Raw genomic sequence first — 17,086 nt, forward strand, 5'->3', positions numbered from 1 at the left:
ATCGTTTCACTGGCCCTCGGATTCATCCTCTTAAAATCCGTCCACACGGCCTAGCATTCTCGAGGTGTGTATGGATAATCTGCGACCGAACGATCTTCACCCCGGCCAGGGCGGAGAAACCCACCAGGTCGCCGACGCCGACCATCCGGTATTGACCACCAACCAGGGCATGCCGGTCTCGGACAACCAGAACCAGTTGAAGGCAGGCCGCCGCGGCCCGACGCTGCTGGAAGACCATGTCTTCCGCGAGAAGATGAACCACTTCGACCACGAGCGCATCCCCGAGCGGATCGTGCATGCACGCGGCACCGGGCTGCACGGCTATTTCGAGCTGACGGAGTCGCTGGCCGATGTGTCGCGGGCCGACCTGTTCCAGAAGAAGGGCGACCGCTGCGACGTCTTCGTGCGCTTCTCAACGGTGGCGGGCGGTGCCGGCTCGATCGACACGCCGCGTGACGTGCGCGGTTTCGCGGTCAAGTTCTACACCCGCGACGGCATCTGGGACATGGTCGGCAACAACATCCCGATCTTCTTCATCCAGGACGCCATCAAGTTCCCGGACCTGATCCACGCCGTGAAGATGGAGGCCGACCGCGGCTATCCGCAGGCCGCGACCGCCCATGACACGTTCTGGGACTTCATCAGCCTGATGCCGGAATCGACCCATATGGCCCTGTGGGCCATGTCGGACCGCACGCTGACCCGCTCCTTCGCCACCATGCAGGGCTTCGGCATCCACACGTTCCGCCTGGTCGACAAGGCGGGCAAGAGCACCTTCGTCAAGTTCCACCTGAAGCCCAAGGCGGGCCTGCAATCGACGATCTGGGACGAAACCGTGAAGGTCGCGGGCGCCGATCCGGACTTCCAGCGCCGCGACATGTTCGAGCGCATCGGCCGCGGCGACTATCCCGAATGGGAGTTCGGCGTGCAGCTGTTCGACGAGGATTTCGCCAATTCGCTGCCTTATGACGTGCTCGACGCCACCAAGATCATCCCGGAGGAGATCCTGCCGGTTCGCATCGTCGGCAAGCTCGTGCTCAACCGCTACCCGGACAATTATTTCGCCGAAACCGAGCAGGTGGCCTTCTGCCCGAGCCATGTCGTGCCCGGCATCGACCATTCCAACGACCCGCTGCTGCAGGGCCGCTTGTTTTCCTACCTCGACACCCAGCTGAAGCGGCTCGGCACCACCAACTTCCACCAGATCCCGGTCAACCAGTCGAAGGGCTCGCGCTCGGGCGTGCCGTTCAACAACCTGCAGCGTGACGGCCAGATGCAGATGCAGGTGCCGAAGGGCCGCGCCAACTACGAGCCGAACAGCCTTGCCAAGGCGGGCGAGCCCGGTGGCCCGCGCGAAGACCCGAACGGCTTCGTTTCCTTCCCGGCCCACGAGGAAGGCCCGAAGCTGCGCGTGCGCGCCGAAAGCTTCGCCGACCATTACAGCCAGGCGCGCATGTTCTGGCGCTCGATGGACCCGGCCGAACAGGCCCATATCGCCTCGGCCTTCGTGTTCGAACTGTCGAAGGTGTCGATCGAGCACGTGCGGGTCGCCATGATGGCAAACCTGCGCAATGTCGACGAGGGTCTGGCAAGCCGCGTTGCCGACGGCCTCGGCATGCCGCTGCCGCCGGCCTCGAAGACCGCCGCGCCCGTGCTCGACCTGCCGCCCTCCCCGGCCCTGCGGATCATCCGCGGGCCGCTCGAAAAGCACACGCTCAAGGGCAAGACGGTGGGCATCCTGATCGCCGACGGCACGGATGCGGGCGAACTCGCGACGCTCAAGGCCGGCGTCAAGGCGGCCGGCGGCCACCCGATGGTGATCGCCCCCAAGGTCGGTGCCGTGCCGCTGTCCGATGGCACGAGCGTCAAGGCCGACGCGCAATTGTTCGGCCAGCCGTCCGCGACGGTGGACGCCATCGCGGTGATCTTGTCGGAAGCGGCCACCAAGAAGCTCGTCAAGGAAGGCGCGGCCGTGCAGTTCGTCATGGATGCTTTCGGGCACCTGAAGGCGATCGGCCACAATGCGGCCGCCAAGCCCCTGCTCGACAAGGCCGGGGTGGAGCCCGACGACGGGGTGACGGCGCTGAAGGGCTTCGTCGAGGCGGCGAAGAAGCGGTATTGGGACCGCGAGGCGAACGTCAGGACGCTCGCCTAAGCCGAAACCGCGCTACGGCGGCGCCACCCGCCTGTCTGGGTCTTGCTGAGCAAGACAGACGGGGGGCCAGGCGTCGCCTATCGGGAAGAGGCGTTAGGCGGCGCGGCTGAAGCCGGCGGCCGGATGGTCGCTCGCCGGGTCGCGGGTCAGCGTGAACCGGTCCATTAGGACGGCGAGGCGGGCCGCCTCCTCGGCGAGGTCACGGCCCGACGCGCTCGCATCCTCGACGATGCCGACGTTCTGGCGGGTGACCTGGTCCATGGCCGCGATGGTGCCATTCACCTCGCGAAGCATCGCGGCCTGTTCGGCCGCCGAGGCGTCGACGGCGCCCACCATGGCTTCGACCTCCACCACCTGCGTGACGATGCGCGCCAAGGCCTGCCCCGTATCGCGGACGAGCCCGACGCCGCCCGCGACATGGTGCGACGAGGAGGCGACCAGCGCCTTGATCTCCTTGGCGGCCCCGGCCGAGCGCTGGGCCAGGGCCCTGACCTCGGACGCCACCACGGCGAAGCCGCGGCCCGCCTCGCCGGCCCGGGCCGCCTCGACGCCAGCGTTCAGCGCCAGCAGATTGGTTTGAAAGGCGATCTCGTCGATGACGCCGATGATCTGGCCGATTTGGTGCGACGAAGCCTCGATCTGAGTCATGGCCGAAACGGCGCGTCCGACCACGGCCCCCGCCCCTTCGGCGTCGCGCTTGGCCGCCGAGGTGGCGGCGAGCGCCTGGGTGGTGCGTGCAGCCGTGTCGGCGACCGCCGCCGTCACCTGGTTGAAGGTGGTGGCCGTGTTCATCAGGCGCTCCGCCTGCTGCTCGGTGCGCCGGGCCATCTCGCCGGTCGTATCCGCGATGCCGCGCGTGCCTTGCCGCATGGCATCGGCGCTCGCAGCGATCTCCCGCACGGTCTCGCCCATCATGCGGGTGGATGCATTGAGGTCGAGCCGCAACCGCTCGAAGCGCGGCGTGAACGGCGTCGCGAGCACCTGCGTCAGGTCTCCCTCGGCGAGCTTGGTCAGACCGGCCGCCACATCGCGCACCGCCGCGACGCGATCCGTCACGTCGGTGGCGAATTTGACGACCCGGATCACCCGGCCATCGGGATCGAGCACGGGATTGTAGGAGGCCTGGATCCACACCCTGCGGCCACCCCTGCCGATGCGCTCGAATTCCGCGGAAGCGTAGTGACCCGCGTTGAGCTGTTCCCAGAACGCCCGATAGGCCGGCGCGGCGGCCTCGGCGGGATCGACGAACATGCGGTGATGGCGCCCTTCGATGTCCTCGAGACCGTAGCCCATCGCGGTGAGGAAATGCTCGTTGGCGGTCAGGATGGTGCCGTCGGGGGCAAACTCGATCACCGCCTGGGCGCGCGACAAGGCGGTGAGCTTGCCCGCCGCCACGATGGCGTCCCGCTTGGCGGCCGTGATGTCGGTGGCCTGCTTGACGATCCGCGTGACGCGCCCCCGGCGGTCGCGCACAGGGTTGTAGGACGCCTGGATCCAGACTTCCCGCCCACCCTTGGCGAGGCGCCTGTATTCGCGGGCGTCGTGTTCTCCCGAAGCGAGCTTGGCCCAGAAATCGCGATAATCCGCGCTTTCGGCGAAACCAACCTCCACGAAGAGGCGGTGATGGCGGCCGCGGATCTCGGCCAGATCGTAGCCCATGACGCGGCAGAAATTCGGATTGGCTGAAAGGATGAGGCCGGTCGAGTCGAATTCCACGAGGGCCAGCGATCGGCCGAGCGCCTCGAGCGTGGCGCCGTGACCCCGGCGCCGAAACATAGACATCATCATGGGGGTCGCATCCGCCAGCACAGGCCATCCCGGCTGAACTTGGAAAGCTCATACCCTCAGACGGTATCTTGTGTGCTCATCAGCGCGCGACCGGGGGTGTTTGTTGCGGCGGCGGCCCGGCCACCTCGGTCCATGGTCACCGAACAATGAACCGCACCGGTGAGGCGCGGTCTTGGGACGTCTGCCCCACAGACCGAAGCGGATGACGCCAGGCCTGTGGGGCGGTGCTGAAGCTCAGTCCGCCTCGCCCGGCATGATGATGGTGCGACCGTAGTCGCGGCTGAAGTTGAGGATCTCGCGCTTGCCGGCGTGGTTGGCGGCGCCGACGATGCCTTCCTTCTCCATGCGCTCCACCAGCGAGGCGGCCTTGTTGTAGCCGACCTGCAGGCGGCGCTGAATGTAGGAGGTGGAGCACTTCTTGTCGCGCAGCACCACCTTCACGGCCTGGTCGTAAAGGTCGGCCGAGTCATCGCCGCCGGCACTTGCGAAGCTGCCCTTGTCGAACACGGCATCCGAACCGCCGCCCGCTTCGCTGTCGTCATCCCCGTCGTCGGCCGGCTCGCCATCGCTGGTCACCACATCGAGGTATTCGGGCCGCCCCTGCGCCTTCAGGTGCCGCACGACGTTCTCGACCTCGCCGTCGCTGACGAAGGGGCCGTGCACCCGCACCACGCGGCCGCCGCCCGCCATGTGCAGCATGTCGCCCTGGCCGAGCAGCTGCTCGGCGCCCTGCTCGCCCAGGATGGTGCGCGAGTCGATCTTGCTGGTCACCTGGAAGGAGATGCGGGTCGGGAAGTTGGCCTTGATGGTGCCGGTGATGACGTCGACTGACGGCCGCTGCGTTGCCATGATGAGATGGATGCCGGCCGCCCGCGCCATCTGGGCGAGCCGCTGGATGGCGCCCTCAATCTCCTTGCCGGCCACCATCATCAGGTCGGCCATCTCGTCCACGATGATGACGATATAGGGGATCGGCGCGAGGTCCATTTCCTCGGTGACGAACATCGGCTCGCCGGTTTCGCGGTCGAAGCCCTGCTGGATCGTGCGGGTGATGACCTCGCCCTTCAGCTTGGCCTCGGCGATGCGGGCGTTGAAGCCGTCGATGTTGCGCACGCCGACCTTGGCCATCTTCTTGTAGCGATCCTCCATTTCGCGGACCGCCCATTTGAGCGCGATGACCGCCTTCTTGGAATCCGTCACCACGGGCGTCAGCAGGTGCGGGATGCCGTCGTAGATCGACAATTCCAGCATCTTGGGATCGACCATGATGAGGCGGCATTCTTCCGGACGCAGCCGGTACAGGAGCGACAGGATCATGGTGTTGATGGCGACCGACTTGCCCGAACCAGTGGTACCGGCGACGAGCAGATGCGGCATGCGGGCCAGATCGACGATGACGCTTTCGCCCCCGATGGTCTTGCCGAGCGCAATGGCGAGGCGGTGGTTCGAATCCTCGAAATCCTCCGAGGCCACCAGCTCGCGCAGGAACACGGTTTCGCGCCGCTCGTTCGGCAGTTCGATGCCGATGACGTTGCGGCCCTGGACCACGGCGACCCGAGCCGAGACGGCCGACATCGAGCGGGCGATATCGTCCGCGAGGCCGACCACGCGGCTCGACTTCACGCCGGGCGCGGGCTCGAGTTCGTAGAGCGTCACGACCGGACCGGGCCTGACCGCGATGATCTCGCCGCGAATGCCGAAATCCTCGAGCACGCCTTCGAGCAGGCGGGCGTTCTGTTCGAGCGCCTCGCGGGTCAGGCCGGGGCCGTCATGGCCGCGCGGCATCGCCAGATGGTCGATCGGCGGCATCTGGTAGAAGTCGGGATCGGTTTCGACATGCAGGGCGCTTTCGAAGGCCGGGATGCCGTGCGACCCGAAGGCGCGCGGCGCGACCGCGATGATGCGGGCGGGCTCGACCACCAGCGTGGACGTGGCCTGCGGCACCACGGCCGGAACCGCGGCGATCTCGGCCGCCGGAGCCGCGACGTCCACGGCGTCGTCCTCCATGAAGCCGCGGCGCCACAGGGCCGCCCCGCTGTCGCTGTCGGGATCATGCCCGACGTCGGGCTCGACCGCCCCCAGCGCCACAGCGAATCCCACGGGGACGACCTCGGGGGTCGTCACGGCCGGCACAGCCTCCATGTCGGGCAGGAAGCGCGAACGCCAGGGCGCCACGTCATCGATTTCGACCGGGACCGGCGCCACAACGGCCGGGGCCGCTTCGGCGACGATCGGCGCCAAAGCGGGTGGCGCGATCCGCAGGTCAGTGGCCGGGTAGCTCACCGCGAACCAGGACGGCAGGCCGTCCACCCAGGTGGCCGTGTGGGGCACCGGCGCATGGAAGGCGGCCACCGGCTCACCCGGGGCTGTCGCTTCGGCAACCGCCTGCGGGGCCGCCAGGAAGCTGAGCGCCTCGGCGCCGGCGGCCTCGGGCATCAGGGCCTCGCCGGCCGGCTCGATATTCGACACCGACACGGATTCCACCGTGGTGACGGTCTTCGTGAAGGTCACGGCCCGAAAGGCGCCGTCGGGGCTCTCGCTCGTCGACACCGATTCCTGCACCGAGGTGGAGGTCGAGGCATTGGCGGGCGTCAGGCCGCCGTTCTCGCTTGTGCCGGCCTCGCCCTTGCCGACCCGGACGTCGGGCGTGCGGGTGTAGCGGACGCCCGGCGGCAGCGTGAAGGGGCGGCGCCAGATCGGCGTCGGGTCCGGCATCTCGGCCCGCATGCGGTCGATCTCCTGGCCTGCGAGACGGCCCGCTTCCTCGGCGGCGTCCCGGGCCGCCTCGCGGGCCTTCAGGGCCAGCTCGTCGGGGGTCGGCATGGCGCGTTCCCAGCGCATCACCGAATCCGGTGTGCGGGTGAAGCGCACGTTCTCGGGCAGCGTGAAGGGGCGCAGCCAGGGCGGCGTCGGCACGGCCGAGGCCTGGATCAGGCCGGGGGCGCTTTCATGCAGTTGCGCCCGCATGGCGTCGAGCCCGGCGTTGCCGGTGGCAGGCGGCGGGGCGGCGGCCTGCGGGGCCGCAGCGGTTTCGGCCGACATTGCCGGCAGAGGCGCCACCGCCACAGGCGGCATGGGCGCCACCGCCACGGGCGGCACGGCCGCAACCGACGGGGCGGGCTCGACGGCCTGCACGGGAGCGGCGCCATGCTGGGCCAGGTGGGTCGCCAGGACCTGGGACACCATGCCCTCCATGTTGCTCATCAGTTGCGTCATCATGCTCTGGTAGAGCGCCTGCCAATCCGGGCCTGCCGCGGGCGGAGGGGTCTCCGCGGGGCTCTCGGATGGGGGCGCGGCGTGTTGCTTCGAGAGGATCATGAGGGCAGCGAACTCAGCCTTTGGGAAACGCATCGCAAGGGTGCGGCGACCCGGCCATCATGGTTCGTTGAGCTTAACAGGAGCTTAGGCGCACCCTCCGTCGAGAAGGCGCCGCTAACCCTGTCGGCACACCCTTGGGCTGCGGCGATCCCGTGTTAGGGACGGGTTGAACGACGCCGGGAGGCGTTGGGGGACGTGCCGTCCCCGGTCACGCGCCGAGGGTTCCATGCATGTTCTCGTCACAGGCTCGGCAGGCTTCGTCGGCTTCCACGTCGCGCGGCGGCTGCTGTCGGAAGGCCACGCCGTCACGGGGTTCGACGATCTTAACGGGTACTACGACGTCGCCCTGAAGGCGGCCCGCCACGCCGTGCTCGGCCGCATGCCGGGGTTCCGGCCGCATGTGGCGGCGCTCGAGGACATGGCGGCGCTCGAGGCCGCCGCCAACGAGGCCGCGCCCGACATCATCATCCATCTGGCCGCCCAGGCCGGCGTGCGCCACAGCCTCGAGCAGCCGCGCGCCTATGTGTCGTCGAACCTCGTCGGCACCTTCAACGTGCTGGAGCTGGCGCGGCAGCGGCGGCCGCAACACCTGCTGATCGCCTCGACGAGCTCGGTCTACGGCGCCAACACGGCGATGCCCTTCGCCGAGCGCGACCGCACCGACCATCCGCTGACGCTTTATGCCGCCACCAAGAAGGCCACGGAGGACATGGCCCACAGCTATGCCCATCTGTGGAAGGTGCCCACCACGGCGTTCCGGTTCTTCACGGTCTACGGCCCCTGGGGCCGGCCCGACATGGCCTATTACAAGTTCGTGCGGGCCGCCTTCGCGGGCGAGCCGATCGAGGTCTACGGCCACGGCCGCATGAGCCGGGATTTCACCTTCATCGACGATCTGGTGGAAGCCGTGCGCCGGCTGATCGACCGGGCGCCGGTCGAGGGCGCGCCGGTCATCGAGGACGATTCGCTGTCGCCGGCCGCGCCCTACCGGGTGGTCAACATGGGCGGCGGCCAGCCGGTGCCGCTGCTGAGCTACATCGACGCCATCGAGCGCGCCGTGGGCCGCCCGATCGAGCGCCGCCTGATCCCGATGCAGAAGGGCGATGTCGAGGCCACCACGGCCTCGCCGACTCTGCTGCGGGCGCTGATCGGCTATGTGCCGACGACGCCGGTCGAGGTCGGGGTCGCGCGCTTCGTGGACTGGTACAAGGATTACAATGCCATCGCTTGAGCCGCCACGGCCCCCAGACGCCGCTGAGCCATCCGACTCAATTGATGCTGAGCGCGTCCTGATCGTCGGAATCGAGCACGGACGACAGCATCCCGACAAGGCCGGTGAGCTGGGCGCGCGTCAACGTCACTGCGCTGAGCATCGCATCTGGCCCGCTTTCGCCGCCGTTCGACAGGAAGGCGATGCGAACATCGGCGCCTTCGCCCAGAATGACGCATCGCGTCACGCGCGGTGCCTGGCCAGTGCGGGCAAGGTCGATGCTGGATTTCGGCATGAGCACTCCGGGAAGGGTGTGGCACCAGGGACGTTGTTCATAAACGGCCCCGGCGACGGCGTAGCCTGCAATTGTTATCGACCGCCGAAAAACCAGGCCGGATGAGATCGCCCCCTGTGCGGGTCGCGCGTTTCGTGGACTGGCTCGAGCGAAAACGATGGCCTCGGCCGAGAACCCGCGGGCGGATGCTCACGCCTCGTTCACCCTTGACGTAAGGAGACGCTGCCGCCCCCTGTTCCCTTAGGGAAGCTTCGGCCATGCTCCCTGCGGGCTCATGGGGTATGGCATGGACGGCATCACGCGGACAAACGATCGCCGACGACCCGCAAGCCTCCGTTTGTCGGAGTTGCTCGGCGCCCTGAGCCACGCGCTCGATCTCACGGAGGGTCAGCCGGCAGGCCACTGCCTGCGGGCCACCTGGATCGGCCTCAGCATCGGCCGGGCCCTGAACCTGCCGGAGTTCCAGCTCCGCGACCTTTACTTCACGGTGATGCTGAAGGATCTCGGCTGTTCCAGCAACGCGGCACGCTTGTGCCAGCTCTACCTGGCGGACGACATCGCCTTGAAGCGCGATTTCAAGACCGTGAGCGACAGCCTGCCCAAGGTGCTTGGCTTCGTGTTGTCGCATACCGGTCTGCGATCCGGCCTGGCGGAGCGGTTCCGTGCCGTGATGACCATCGTGCGCAACGGCGAGGCGCTGGTCGACGACCTGATCGAAACGCGCTGCCAGCGTGGCGCCGATATCGCTTCGCGACTGCGCTTCCCTCCGGCCGTCTGCCAAGCCATCCATGCCCTCGATGAGCACTGGAACGGCAAGGGCCGGCCCGACCGGCTCGTCGGCTCCGCCATCCCGCTCTATGTCCGCATCGCGCTCCTGTCGCAGATCATCGACGTGTTCCACCAACAGGGTGGCCGCGACGCGGCGCTGGCCGAGGTCCGGGCCCGCTCCGGCACGTGGTTCGATCCCAGCCTTGCGGCCTGCTTCGAGGGCGTGGCGCGCGATCCGGCGTTTTGGCATACGCTCGCCTCCGACCAGCTCGATGACACCCTGTTCGACCTGGAACCGGCGCAGGGCGTCGTGACGATCAGCGAGGACTACCTCGACGACATCGCGCGGGCCTTCGCTCAAGTGATCGACTCGAAGAGCCCCTTCACGTCGGGCCATTCCGAACGGGTCGCGGTTTACACCGACATGGTGGCGGCCGAGATGGGTTACGCGCCCGATCATCGCCGCTGGCTCCGGCGCGCGGCGCTGCTGCACGATATCGGAAAGCTCGGCGTCTCGAACGCCATCCTGGATAAAAACGGGCCGCTCGACGCGACCGAATGGCAGGCCATGCGGGGCCATGCCGGCTTTTCCGAAACGATTCTCGGTCGGGTGCCCGCCTTCGCCGACCTGGCCCGTATTGGCGGCGGTCACCACGAGCGGCTCGACGGCACAGGCTATCCCCGCGGCCTCAAGGGCGACGCCATTGCGCCCGAAACCCGCATCGTGGCCGTGGCGGATGTGTTCGACGCCCTGACGGCCGACCGGCCCTATCGCGGCGCCATGCCGGTGCCGGATGCCTTTGACATCCTGCGCCGGGACAGCGTCACGGCCCTCGACCCGGCCTGCGTGGCGGCGCTGGAACGCACTGTGTTGGCGATGGAGGGAGACCTGACCCGCGCGGCCTGAGCCGCCGGGACAGGCCGCGCGAAGCCTTCACACGTGGATGGCACGACCCTCCACCGCCATGGCGGCTTCCTTGACGGCTTCCGACATGGTCGGGTGCGCGTGGCAGGTGCGGGCGAGGTCCTCGGACGAGCCGCCGAACTCCATCACCACGGCGGCCTCCTGGATCAGTTCGCCCGCCACGGCGCCGATCATGTGGACGCCGAGCACCTGGTCGGTTTCGGCATCGGCCAGCACCTTCACGAAGCCGTCCGTGTGCCGCATGGCACGGGCCCGGCCGTTGGCCATGAAGGGGAACTTGCCGACCTTGTAGGCGCGGCCCGAGGCCTTGAGGGATTCCTCGCTTTCGCCCACGGCCGCCACTTCCGGCATGGTGTAGACCACGGTGGGGATCACGCGGTAGTTCACGTGGCCCGCCTGCCCGGCGATGATCTCGGCCACGGCGATCCCCTCGTCCTCGGCCTTGTGGGCCAGCATCAGGCCGCGCACCACATCGCCGATGGCATAGATGCCCGGCACGTTGGTGGTGAAATGGTCGTCGATCACCACCTTGCCGCGCTCCATCGCGACGCCGACGCCTTCGAGCCCGAGGCCGTCCGTGTAGGGCCGCCGGCCGACCGCCATCAGCACCACATCGGCCTCGACCGAACCCGCGGCGCCGCCCTGCGCCGGCTCGAAATGCACCACCGCGCCGCCCTGCACCTTGTCGACGCCGGTGACCTTCTGGCCGAGCTGGAACGTGAGCCCCTGCTTTTCCAGGGTACGCTGGAACTGCTTCGAAATCTCTGCATCCATGCCCGGCAGGGCGCGATCGGCATATTCGATCACGGTGACGGCCGTGCCGAGCCGCCGGTAGCAAGACCCGAGCTCGAGCCCGATCACGCCGGCGCCGATCACCGCCATGGTTTTCGGCACATCGGCCAGCACCAGGGCGCCGGTCGAGGACACCACCGTCTCCTCGTCAATCGCGATGCCCGGCAGGCTCGCGGCCTCCGACCCGGTGGCGATGACGATCGCCTTGGTGTCGAGCACCTGCACCTGTCCATCCTCGCCCACCACCTCGACGCGGCCGGGCGCCGCGATGCGGCCGGTGCCGATCAGACTGTCGATCTTGTTCTTCTTGAACAGGTAGCTCACGCCATTGACGTTGGCCGCCACCGTGTCGTCGCGGTGCTTGCCCATCGTGGTCCAGTCGAGCTCGGGCGCCGGAACCTTGATGCCGAGCGGCGCGAAGCCGTGGCCCGCGTGATCGAACATTTCGGTGGCGTAGAGCAAAGCCTTCGACGGGATGCAGCCGACATTGAGGCAGGTGCCCCCGAACGTCTTGCGCTTTTCGACCACGGCCGTCTTCAACCCGAGCTGAGCCGCTCGGATGGCGCAGACATAGCCGCCCGGGCCGGTGCCGATAACAACAAGATCGTAGGACATGAACGCTTCCGGCGGCTCAGGGCGCGGGGCCGCGACCGTGGGGTGAGGCTGCAGGTCAATACCGCTCCCCTCCCGACAATGCCAGCCCGGGCGCCCGATCGGGCCCAATCGCGAGACCATGCCGCGTCGGCCGGGCACCTGCATCGAATCACCGCACCTTCAATGCGCAGCTTTGTCGGATCGGCACGCGTTGACGCGGCGCAACAAAGATGACGAGTTTGTAATGATGAATGAAACGACGTGGTTGTGGATCGGCGCGATCGGCATGCTGGCTGGATCGGCGGTGTTGTTCGCAACAGGTGGGAGCCGCACGCAGGACGAGGAAGGACACCGGCTGGCGCACGGGCTGGTGCCGCTGATGGCCGCCATAGCCTATTTCGCCATGGCGGTGCATCAGGGTGCCATTACGCTCCCGGGTGGGCGTGAGTTCCTGTATGCGCGCTACATCGATTGGTCGGTGACGACGCCGGCGTTGCTGCTCGCCTTGTCGATGACGGCACTCGGCGGTGCCCGCTGTCGTCCGGGCCTCGTGGCCGGGCTGCTGATCTCGGACGTGATCATGATCGTGACCGGCCTGTTCTTCGGCTTGTCGGACGATCCGGTCGCCAAGTGGACCTGGTATCTGGCGAGCTGCGTCGCCTTCCTGGCCGTCTACTACATCCTGCTGGTTCCGCTGCGGCGTGAGGCCAAGGCTCGGGATGCCGCCCGCAGCAACGCTTACACACGCAACGTGCCGGTGCTGGGCGTGCTGTGGCTGCTGTACCCGATCGTGGTGGTGCTTGGTCCCGATGGCTTCGGCACCTGGTCGCCGGTGCTGGCGACGGGTTGCATCACGGTTCTCGATCTCGTGGCGAAGGTCGGCTATGGCCTGATGGCCGCCGCCGGCAGCAAGGCCGTGGCCGATGGCGATCTGCGCGGCAAGACGGTGTCGGCCGTGGCTGAAACCGTCGGCGCCGTGCCGAGCGGTTCCGCCAAGGTGCCGCGCCGGGCATGAGCCTCGCGACGCTGCGCCAGGGCGGGGGATCATCCCTCGCCCCGGCGACCACGCGGCCGGCCGCAGCCGAATGGCGGCCGGCTTTCGATCGTCGCCACACACTCGCGGTGGCGGCGGTGCTCGTGGCCTGCATGGCGATGGCAGTGGGCGCCCCGGCCGGCGTGTCGGGAGCCACCGGCGGCGTCCTTCTGGTCGGCGGTGCGTTGATCGGCATGCCGCACGGCAGCTCGGACTTCGTTGTGGCCTATCGTGCCATGGCGCCCCGCTTCGGGCGCGGCTGGCTGCCGGTGTTCTTGTGCGCCTATCTGGCCGTCGTGGCCGCCATGGTCCTGGGATGGAGCCTGGCGCCGCGCGCCACCTTCCTGGTCTTCCTGCTGGTGTCGGGGTTCCACTTCGGCGCCAGCGAAGCCGCGGCGCGCGACGTTGACGACCCCCTGCGTTATGTGGCTCGCGCCCTGACCCCCGTGCTGCCAATTTTCCTGCTGCATCCGCAGGCGGTGGCCGGAATCATCGGCCTGATGAGCCAGGATGGGTCCGCCACGGTGGTGGCGACCCTCGAGACCTGCCGGATCCCGGGCCTTGCCCTTTATGCCGCCCTGCTGGGCCGCGTGGGCTGGCGCGCCATTGCGGCTGCACCTTATGGATCGAGCCGTCGGGCGGAAGCGGTCGAACTGCTGCTGCTCGCGGCCGCTGCCGCGCTGCTGCCGCCGTTCGTCACCTTTGCGATCTATTTCTGCCTGCTGCATGCCGTGCGGCACATGGCCGAGCTCGGCGGCGCCTTGTATCCGCGCGACGGCCGGGCCGCCCTTGGGGTCGTGGCCGCCATCGTGGTGCCGTCGGCGCTGGTGTGTGCCGGTCTTCTGCTTTGGGGCTGGTCGGCCCTGGCAGGGCATATGCCGACTGAGCCACTGCTGGCCCTTGCGCTGCAGGTGACGGCGGCCCTGACGGTGCCGCACCTGATGCTCGAATGGTGGGCGGCCCGCGAGGCCGCCTGACGCGTCAGTTCGGCGGGTCGAACTCTGCCGGCGCGAAGCTGCGGTGGGTGCCGCAGAATTCGCAGGTCACTCCGATCACGCCGTCCGGCCCGATCATGTCGTGCCGCTCGGTCGGCGTGAAGCTGCGCAACATGCCTTCGATGCGCTCCGTCGAGCAGCGGCAAGCATCGCGCAGATGCTGCGGCTCGAAGACGCTGACGCCGCGCTCATGGAACAGCCGGTAAAGCAGCCGCTCGCTTGACAGGGTAGGGTCGACGAGTTCGTGGTCCTGTACGGTCGCGGCCAGGGCCTTGGCCTCCGACCAGGCGTCGTCTTCCGCGGCCCGCGGCACCACGGTCCCCTCGGGCGCGTCGCCGGGGTCGAGATCGGCCTGGCGCTTGCGGTCTTCCGACTCGGGCAAGAACTGCAGCAGCAGCCCCCCGGCCCGCCATTCGATGCCGTGGTCGGTGACGTTCTGGGCCACGGCCAGCCGGACAAAGGTCGGGATCTGCTCGGATTGCCGGAAATACTGGTCGGCCGCCGCCTCGAGCCCCTGACCCTCGAGCGGCACCACACCCTGGTAGCGCGACATCTCCGGCCCCTGGTCGATGGTGAGCGCCAGATGGCCCTGGCCGAGCAGCTCGGCCGAAGACAACCGGTGATCGGCCGCCAGACGGTCGGCATCGTAGCGGGCGAAAGCGCGCAACCGGTCGGGCGCGTCGAAATCCACCACAAGCATGTCGACCGCCCCATCGGTGCGGGTTTGCAGCTGGAAGCGGCCGTCGATCTTCAGCGACGAGCCGAGCAGCGCACACAAGGCCAGCGCCTCGCCGACGAGCCGGCTGACCGGCTCCGGATAGGCGTGCTTGTTCAGGATGTGGTCCACCGAGCCGCCAAGCCGGGTCACCCGGCCCCGCACGTCGAGCCCGGTGACCGCAAAGGGAAGGATCAGATCGTCACGGCCGAGATCCGAAACCGTACGCGACCCCGACGGTGAAACTGTCATTCAGGCAGGGCTCCAAAGCACCAGGCCAACACCCCCTTCTGCGCATGCAGGCGGTTTTCGGCCTCATCGAACACAAGCGATTGCGGGCCGTCGATGACCTCGTCGGTCACCTCCTCGCCGCGATGCGCCGGCAGGCAATGCATGAACACCGCATCGGCGCCGGCCGCCCGCATCAGATTGGCATTCACCTGGAAGGGCGCAAGGAGGTTGTGCCGGTGGGTGCCGTGCTCGTCGCCCATCGACACCCAGCAGTCCGAGATCACGGCATCGGCCTTGTCGGCGGCCTCATAGGGGTCGGTGGTGAGGTTCAGCCGCGCGCCCTCGCGCCGGGCCCAGTTGACCAGCGCCGGATCGGGCGCGAGTTCGGGCGGCGTCGCGACATTGAGGGTGAAGTCGAAGCGCTGCGCCGCATGGACCCAGCTGGCCAGCACGTTGTTGGAATCGCCACTCCAGGCCACGGTGCGGCCGCGGATCGGGCCGCGGTGTTCCTCGAAGGTCATCACGTCGGCCATCACCTGGCAGGGGTGCGACGCCTTGGTAAGGCCGTTGATCACCGGCACGGTGGCGTAATGGGCCAACTCCTCGAGATCGGCCTGGCTGAGGATGCGGATCATGATGGCATCGACGTAGCGCGACAGCACCCGGGCCGTGTCGGCGATGGTTTCGCCGCGGCCGAGCTGCATCTCGGCGCCGGTCAGCATCAGGGTCTCGCCGCCGAGCTCCCGCATGCCGACGTCGAAGGACACGCGGGTGCGGGTCGAGGGCTGGTCGAACACCATGGCCAGCACCCGGCCGGCGAGCGGCCTGTCGGGGCCCGACAGGCGACGCTCGGGCGTGCGGCGGTTCTTCAACCGGGCTGCGCCGTCGAGAATGCGGCGCAGTTCCGTAGCCGGCAGGGCGCTAAGGTTGAGGAAATGACGCGGCGCGGTGGCGGCGGCTGGCGCGGCGCGGCTCACGCGGCACCCCGCTCGGTCGGGGCGGCGGCCTGAAGGTCGGCGGCCGCCGAAACGGCGGGCGCCATGTCGGCGCAGGCGGCTTCGAGCCTCCGGCACCCGTCGGCGATCTCGGCTTCCGTGATGACGAGGGGCGGCAACAACCGCACCACATTGTCGCCGGCCGCGATCACCAGCAGGTGGTGCTTGCGGGCCGCGGCGACGAAATCGGTGTTGGGCTGGGTCAGCCTCAGCCCCAGCATCAGCCCTTCGCCGCGCACCTCCGCCACGAGGTCCGGATGGGCGTCCTTCAAGGCTGCCAGGCGCTGCTTCAGCGACAAACCGAGCAGCTTCACCCGATCGAGGAACGTCGGCTCGAGCAGCACGTCCAGCACCGCATTGCCGACGCTCATCGCGAGCGGGTTGCCGCCGAAGGTCGTGCCGTGACTGCCCGGCGTCATGCCGGAAGCGGCCTCGAAGGTGGCGAGGCACGCCCCCATCGGAAAGCCGCCGCCGATTCCCTTGGCGACCGACATGATGTCCGGCACGATGCCGCTCGGCTCGTGAGCGAACAGGTGGCCGGTGCGACCGACGCCGCTCTGCACCTCGTCCATGACGAGCAGCAGCCCATGGGCGTCGCACAGGTCGCGATAAGCCCGCAAGGTGGCGGGCGCAATGACCCGGATGCCGCCTTCGCCCTGGATCGGCTCGAGCATCAGGGCGGCGGTTTCCGGCCCGATCGCGGCCTCGGCCGCCTTCAGGTCGTCGAAGGGCACCTGGTCGAAGCCCTCGACCTTCGGCCCGAAGCCGTCGATGTATTTTTGCTGGCCGCCGGCCGCGATGGTGGCGAGCGTGCGGCCATGAAAGGCGCCTTCCACCGTGATGATGCGGAAGCGCTCGGGGTGGCCCTTGGCCGCATGATATTTGCGGGCCATCTTGATGGCGGCCTCGTTGGCCTCGGCGCCGGAATTAGTGAAGAACACCACGTCGGCGAAGCTCGCCGCGGTCAGCCGGTCGGCCAGCCGCTCGCCTTCGGGGATGCGGTGCAGATTCGAAACGTGCCACAGCTTGCCGGCCTGTTCGGTCAGCGCCGTCACCAGGTGCGGATGCGAATAGCCGAGCGACGCCACGGCGATGCCGCCGCCGAAATCGAGGTAGCGCTCGCCCTCGCGCGTGGTCAGCCAGACCCCGTCGCCACGCTCGAAGCTGAGCGCGCTTCGCGCGAATACGGGCAGCAGCGAAGAACTCATGGCCTCACCCTCACATCGACGTGAACCCGAGGTTCCGCGCCCACCGATCAGGGATAACCGCCGA

General features: G+C 68.4%; 12 protein-coding genes. 5 read left to right on the forward strand and 7 right to left on the reverse strand.

What is annotated here, in order from left to right; all coding sequences use genetic code 11:
- The first annotated feature begins 70 nt into the window (after positions 1 to 70).
- Complete coding sequence (locus tag P7D22_RS14975; protein WP_319935051.1) at positions 71 to 2,155, forward strand: catalase; 2,085 nt, start codon at positions 71 to 73, stop codon at positions 2,153 to 2,155.
- Positions 2,156 to 2,248: 93 nt separating this feature from the next.
- Here P7D22_RS14975 and P7D22_RS14980 read toward each other — a convergent pair whose 3' ends face one another.
- Complete coding sequence (locus P7D22_RS14980; protein ID WP_319935052.1) at positions 2,249 to 3,943, reverse strand: methyl-accepting chemotaxis protein; 1,695 nt, start codon at positions 3,941 to 3,943, stop codon at positions 2,249 to 2,251.
- Positions 3,944 to 4,177: 234 nt separating this feature from the next.
- Positions 4,178 to 7,147, reverse strand: a complete 2,970-nt coding sequence (locus P7D22_RS14985) for a DNA translocase FtsK (protein WP_319935053.1) — start codon at positions 7,145 to 7,147, stop codon at positions 4,178 to 4,180.
- Positions 7,148 to 7,487: 340 nt separating this feature from the next.
- Here P7D22_RS14985 and P7D22_RS14990 point away from each other — a divergent pair, with 340 nt between their 5' ends.
- Positions 7,488 to 8,492, forward strand: a complete 1,005-nt coding sequence (locus P7D22_RS14990; protein WP_319935054.1) for an NAD-dependent epimerase/dehydratase family protein — start codon at positions 7,488 to 7,490, stop codon at positions 8,490 to 8,492.
- 37 nt (positions 8,493 to 8,529) lie between these two features.
- Here the strand turns inward: P7D22_RS14990 and P7D22_RS14995 are convergent, their stop codons facing one another.
- The gene (locus tag P7D22_RS14995) at positions 8,530 to 8,766 is read right to left on the reverse strand and encodes a hypothetical protein (protein ID WP_319935055.1); all 237 of its coding nucleotides are present in this window, start codon (positions 8,764 to 8,766) and stop codon (positions 8,530 to 8,532) included.
- Between the two features lie 286 nt (positions 8,767 to 9,052).
- Here P7D22_RS14995 and P7D22_RS15000 point away from each other — a divergent pair, with 286 nt between their 5' ends.
- Positions 9,053 to 10,441: an HD-GYP domain-containing protein gene (locus P7D22_RS15000; RefSeq protein WP_319935056.1), complete on the forward strand. Its 1,389-nt coding sequence runs from the start codon at positions 9,053 to 9,055 to the stop codon at positions 10,439 to 10,441.
- Between the two features lie 27 nt (positions 10,442 to 10,468).
- Here P7D22_RS15000 and lpdA read toward each other — a convergent pair whose 3' ends face one another.
- Positions 10,469 to 11,866 (reverse strand): dihydrolipoyl dehydrogenase, encoded by a 1,398-nt coding sequence (lpdA, locus tag P7D22_RS15005; protein WP_319935057.1) that lies wholly within the window; start codon positions 11,864 to 11,866, stop codon positions 10,469 to 10,471.
- Between the two features lie 223 nt (positions 11,867 to 12,089).
- Here lpdA and P7D22_RS15010 point away from each other — a divergent pair, with 223 nt between their 5' ends.
- On the forward strand, positions 12,090 to 12,860 hold the full coding sequence (locus P7D22_RS15010; RefSeq protein WP_319935058.1) for a bacteriorhodopsin: 771 nt from the start codon (positions 12,090 to 12,092) through the stop codon (positions 12,858 to 12,860).
- Entirely contained in the window at positions 12,857 to 13,855 is a 999-nt protein-coding gene (locus tag P7D22_RS15015; RefSeq protein WP_319935059.1) for a Brp/Blh family beta-carotene 15,15'-dioxygenase, read from the forward strand. Before P7D22_RS15010 ends, P7D22_RS15015 begins: the two co-directional genes overlap by 4 nt.
- A 4-nt stretch (positions 13,856 to 13,859) precedes the next feature.
- Here P7D22_RS15015 and P7D22_RS15020 read toward each other — a convergent pair whose 3' ends face one another.
- From P7D22_RS15020 to P7D22_RS15030, 3 genes are read right to left on the reverse strand one after another with little or no spacing between them, the layout of a single operon-like run.
- Positions 13,860 to 14,840 carry an Hsp33 family molecular chaperone gene (locus P7D22_RS15020; RefSeq protein ID WP_319935060.1) on the reverse strand — a complete coding sequence of 327 codons (981 nt, stop codon included), beginning with the start codon at positions 14,838 to 14,840 and terminating at the stop codon, positions 13,860 to 13,862.
- Positions 14,837 to 15,796: an ornithine carbamoyltransferase gene (gene argF, locus P7D22_RS15025; protein WP_319935061.1), complete on the reverse strand. Its 960-nt coding sequence runs from the start codon at positions 15,794 to 15,796 to the stop codon at positions 14,837 to 14,839. Before argF ends, P7D22_RS15020 begins: the two co-directional genes overlap by 4 nt.
- Entirely contained in the window at positions 15,793 to 17,022 is a 1,230-nt protein-coding gene (locus P7D22_RS15030; RefSeq protein WP_319935062.1) for an aspartate aminotransferase family protein, read from the reverse strand. The genes argF and P7D22_RS15030 overlap by 4 nt, the downstream gene beginning before the upstream one ends.
- Between the last annotated feature and the right edge of the window lie 64 nt (positions 17,023 to 17,086).

Source organism: Lichenihabitans sp. Uapishka_5, assembly GCF_033947565.1.
Lineage (GTDB): Bacteria > Pseudomonadota > Alphaproteobacteria > Rhizobiales > Beijerinckiaceae > Lichenihabitans.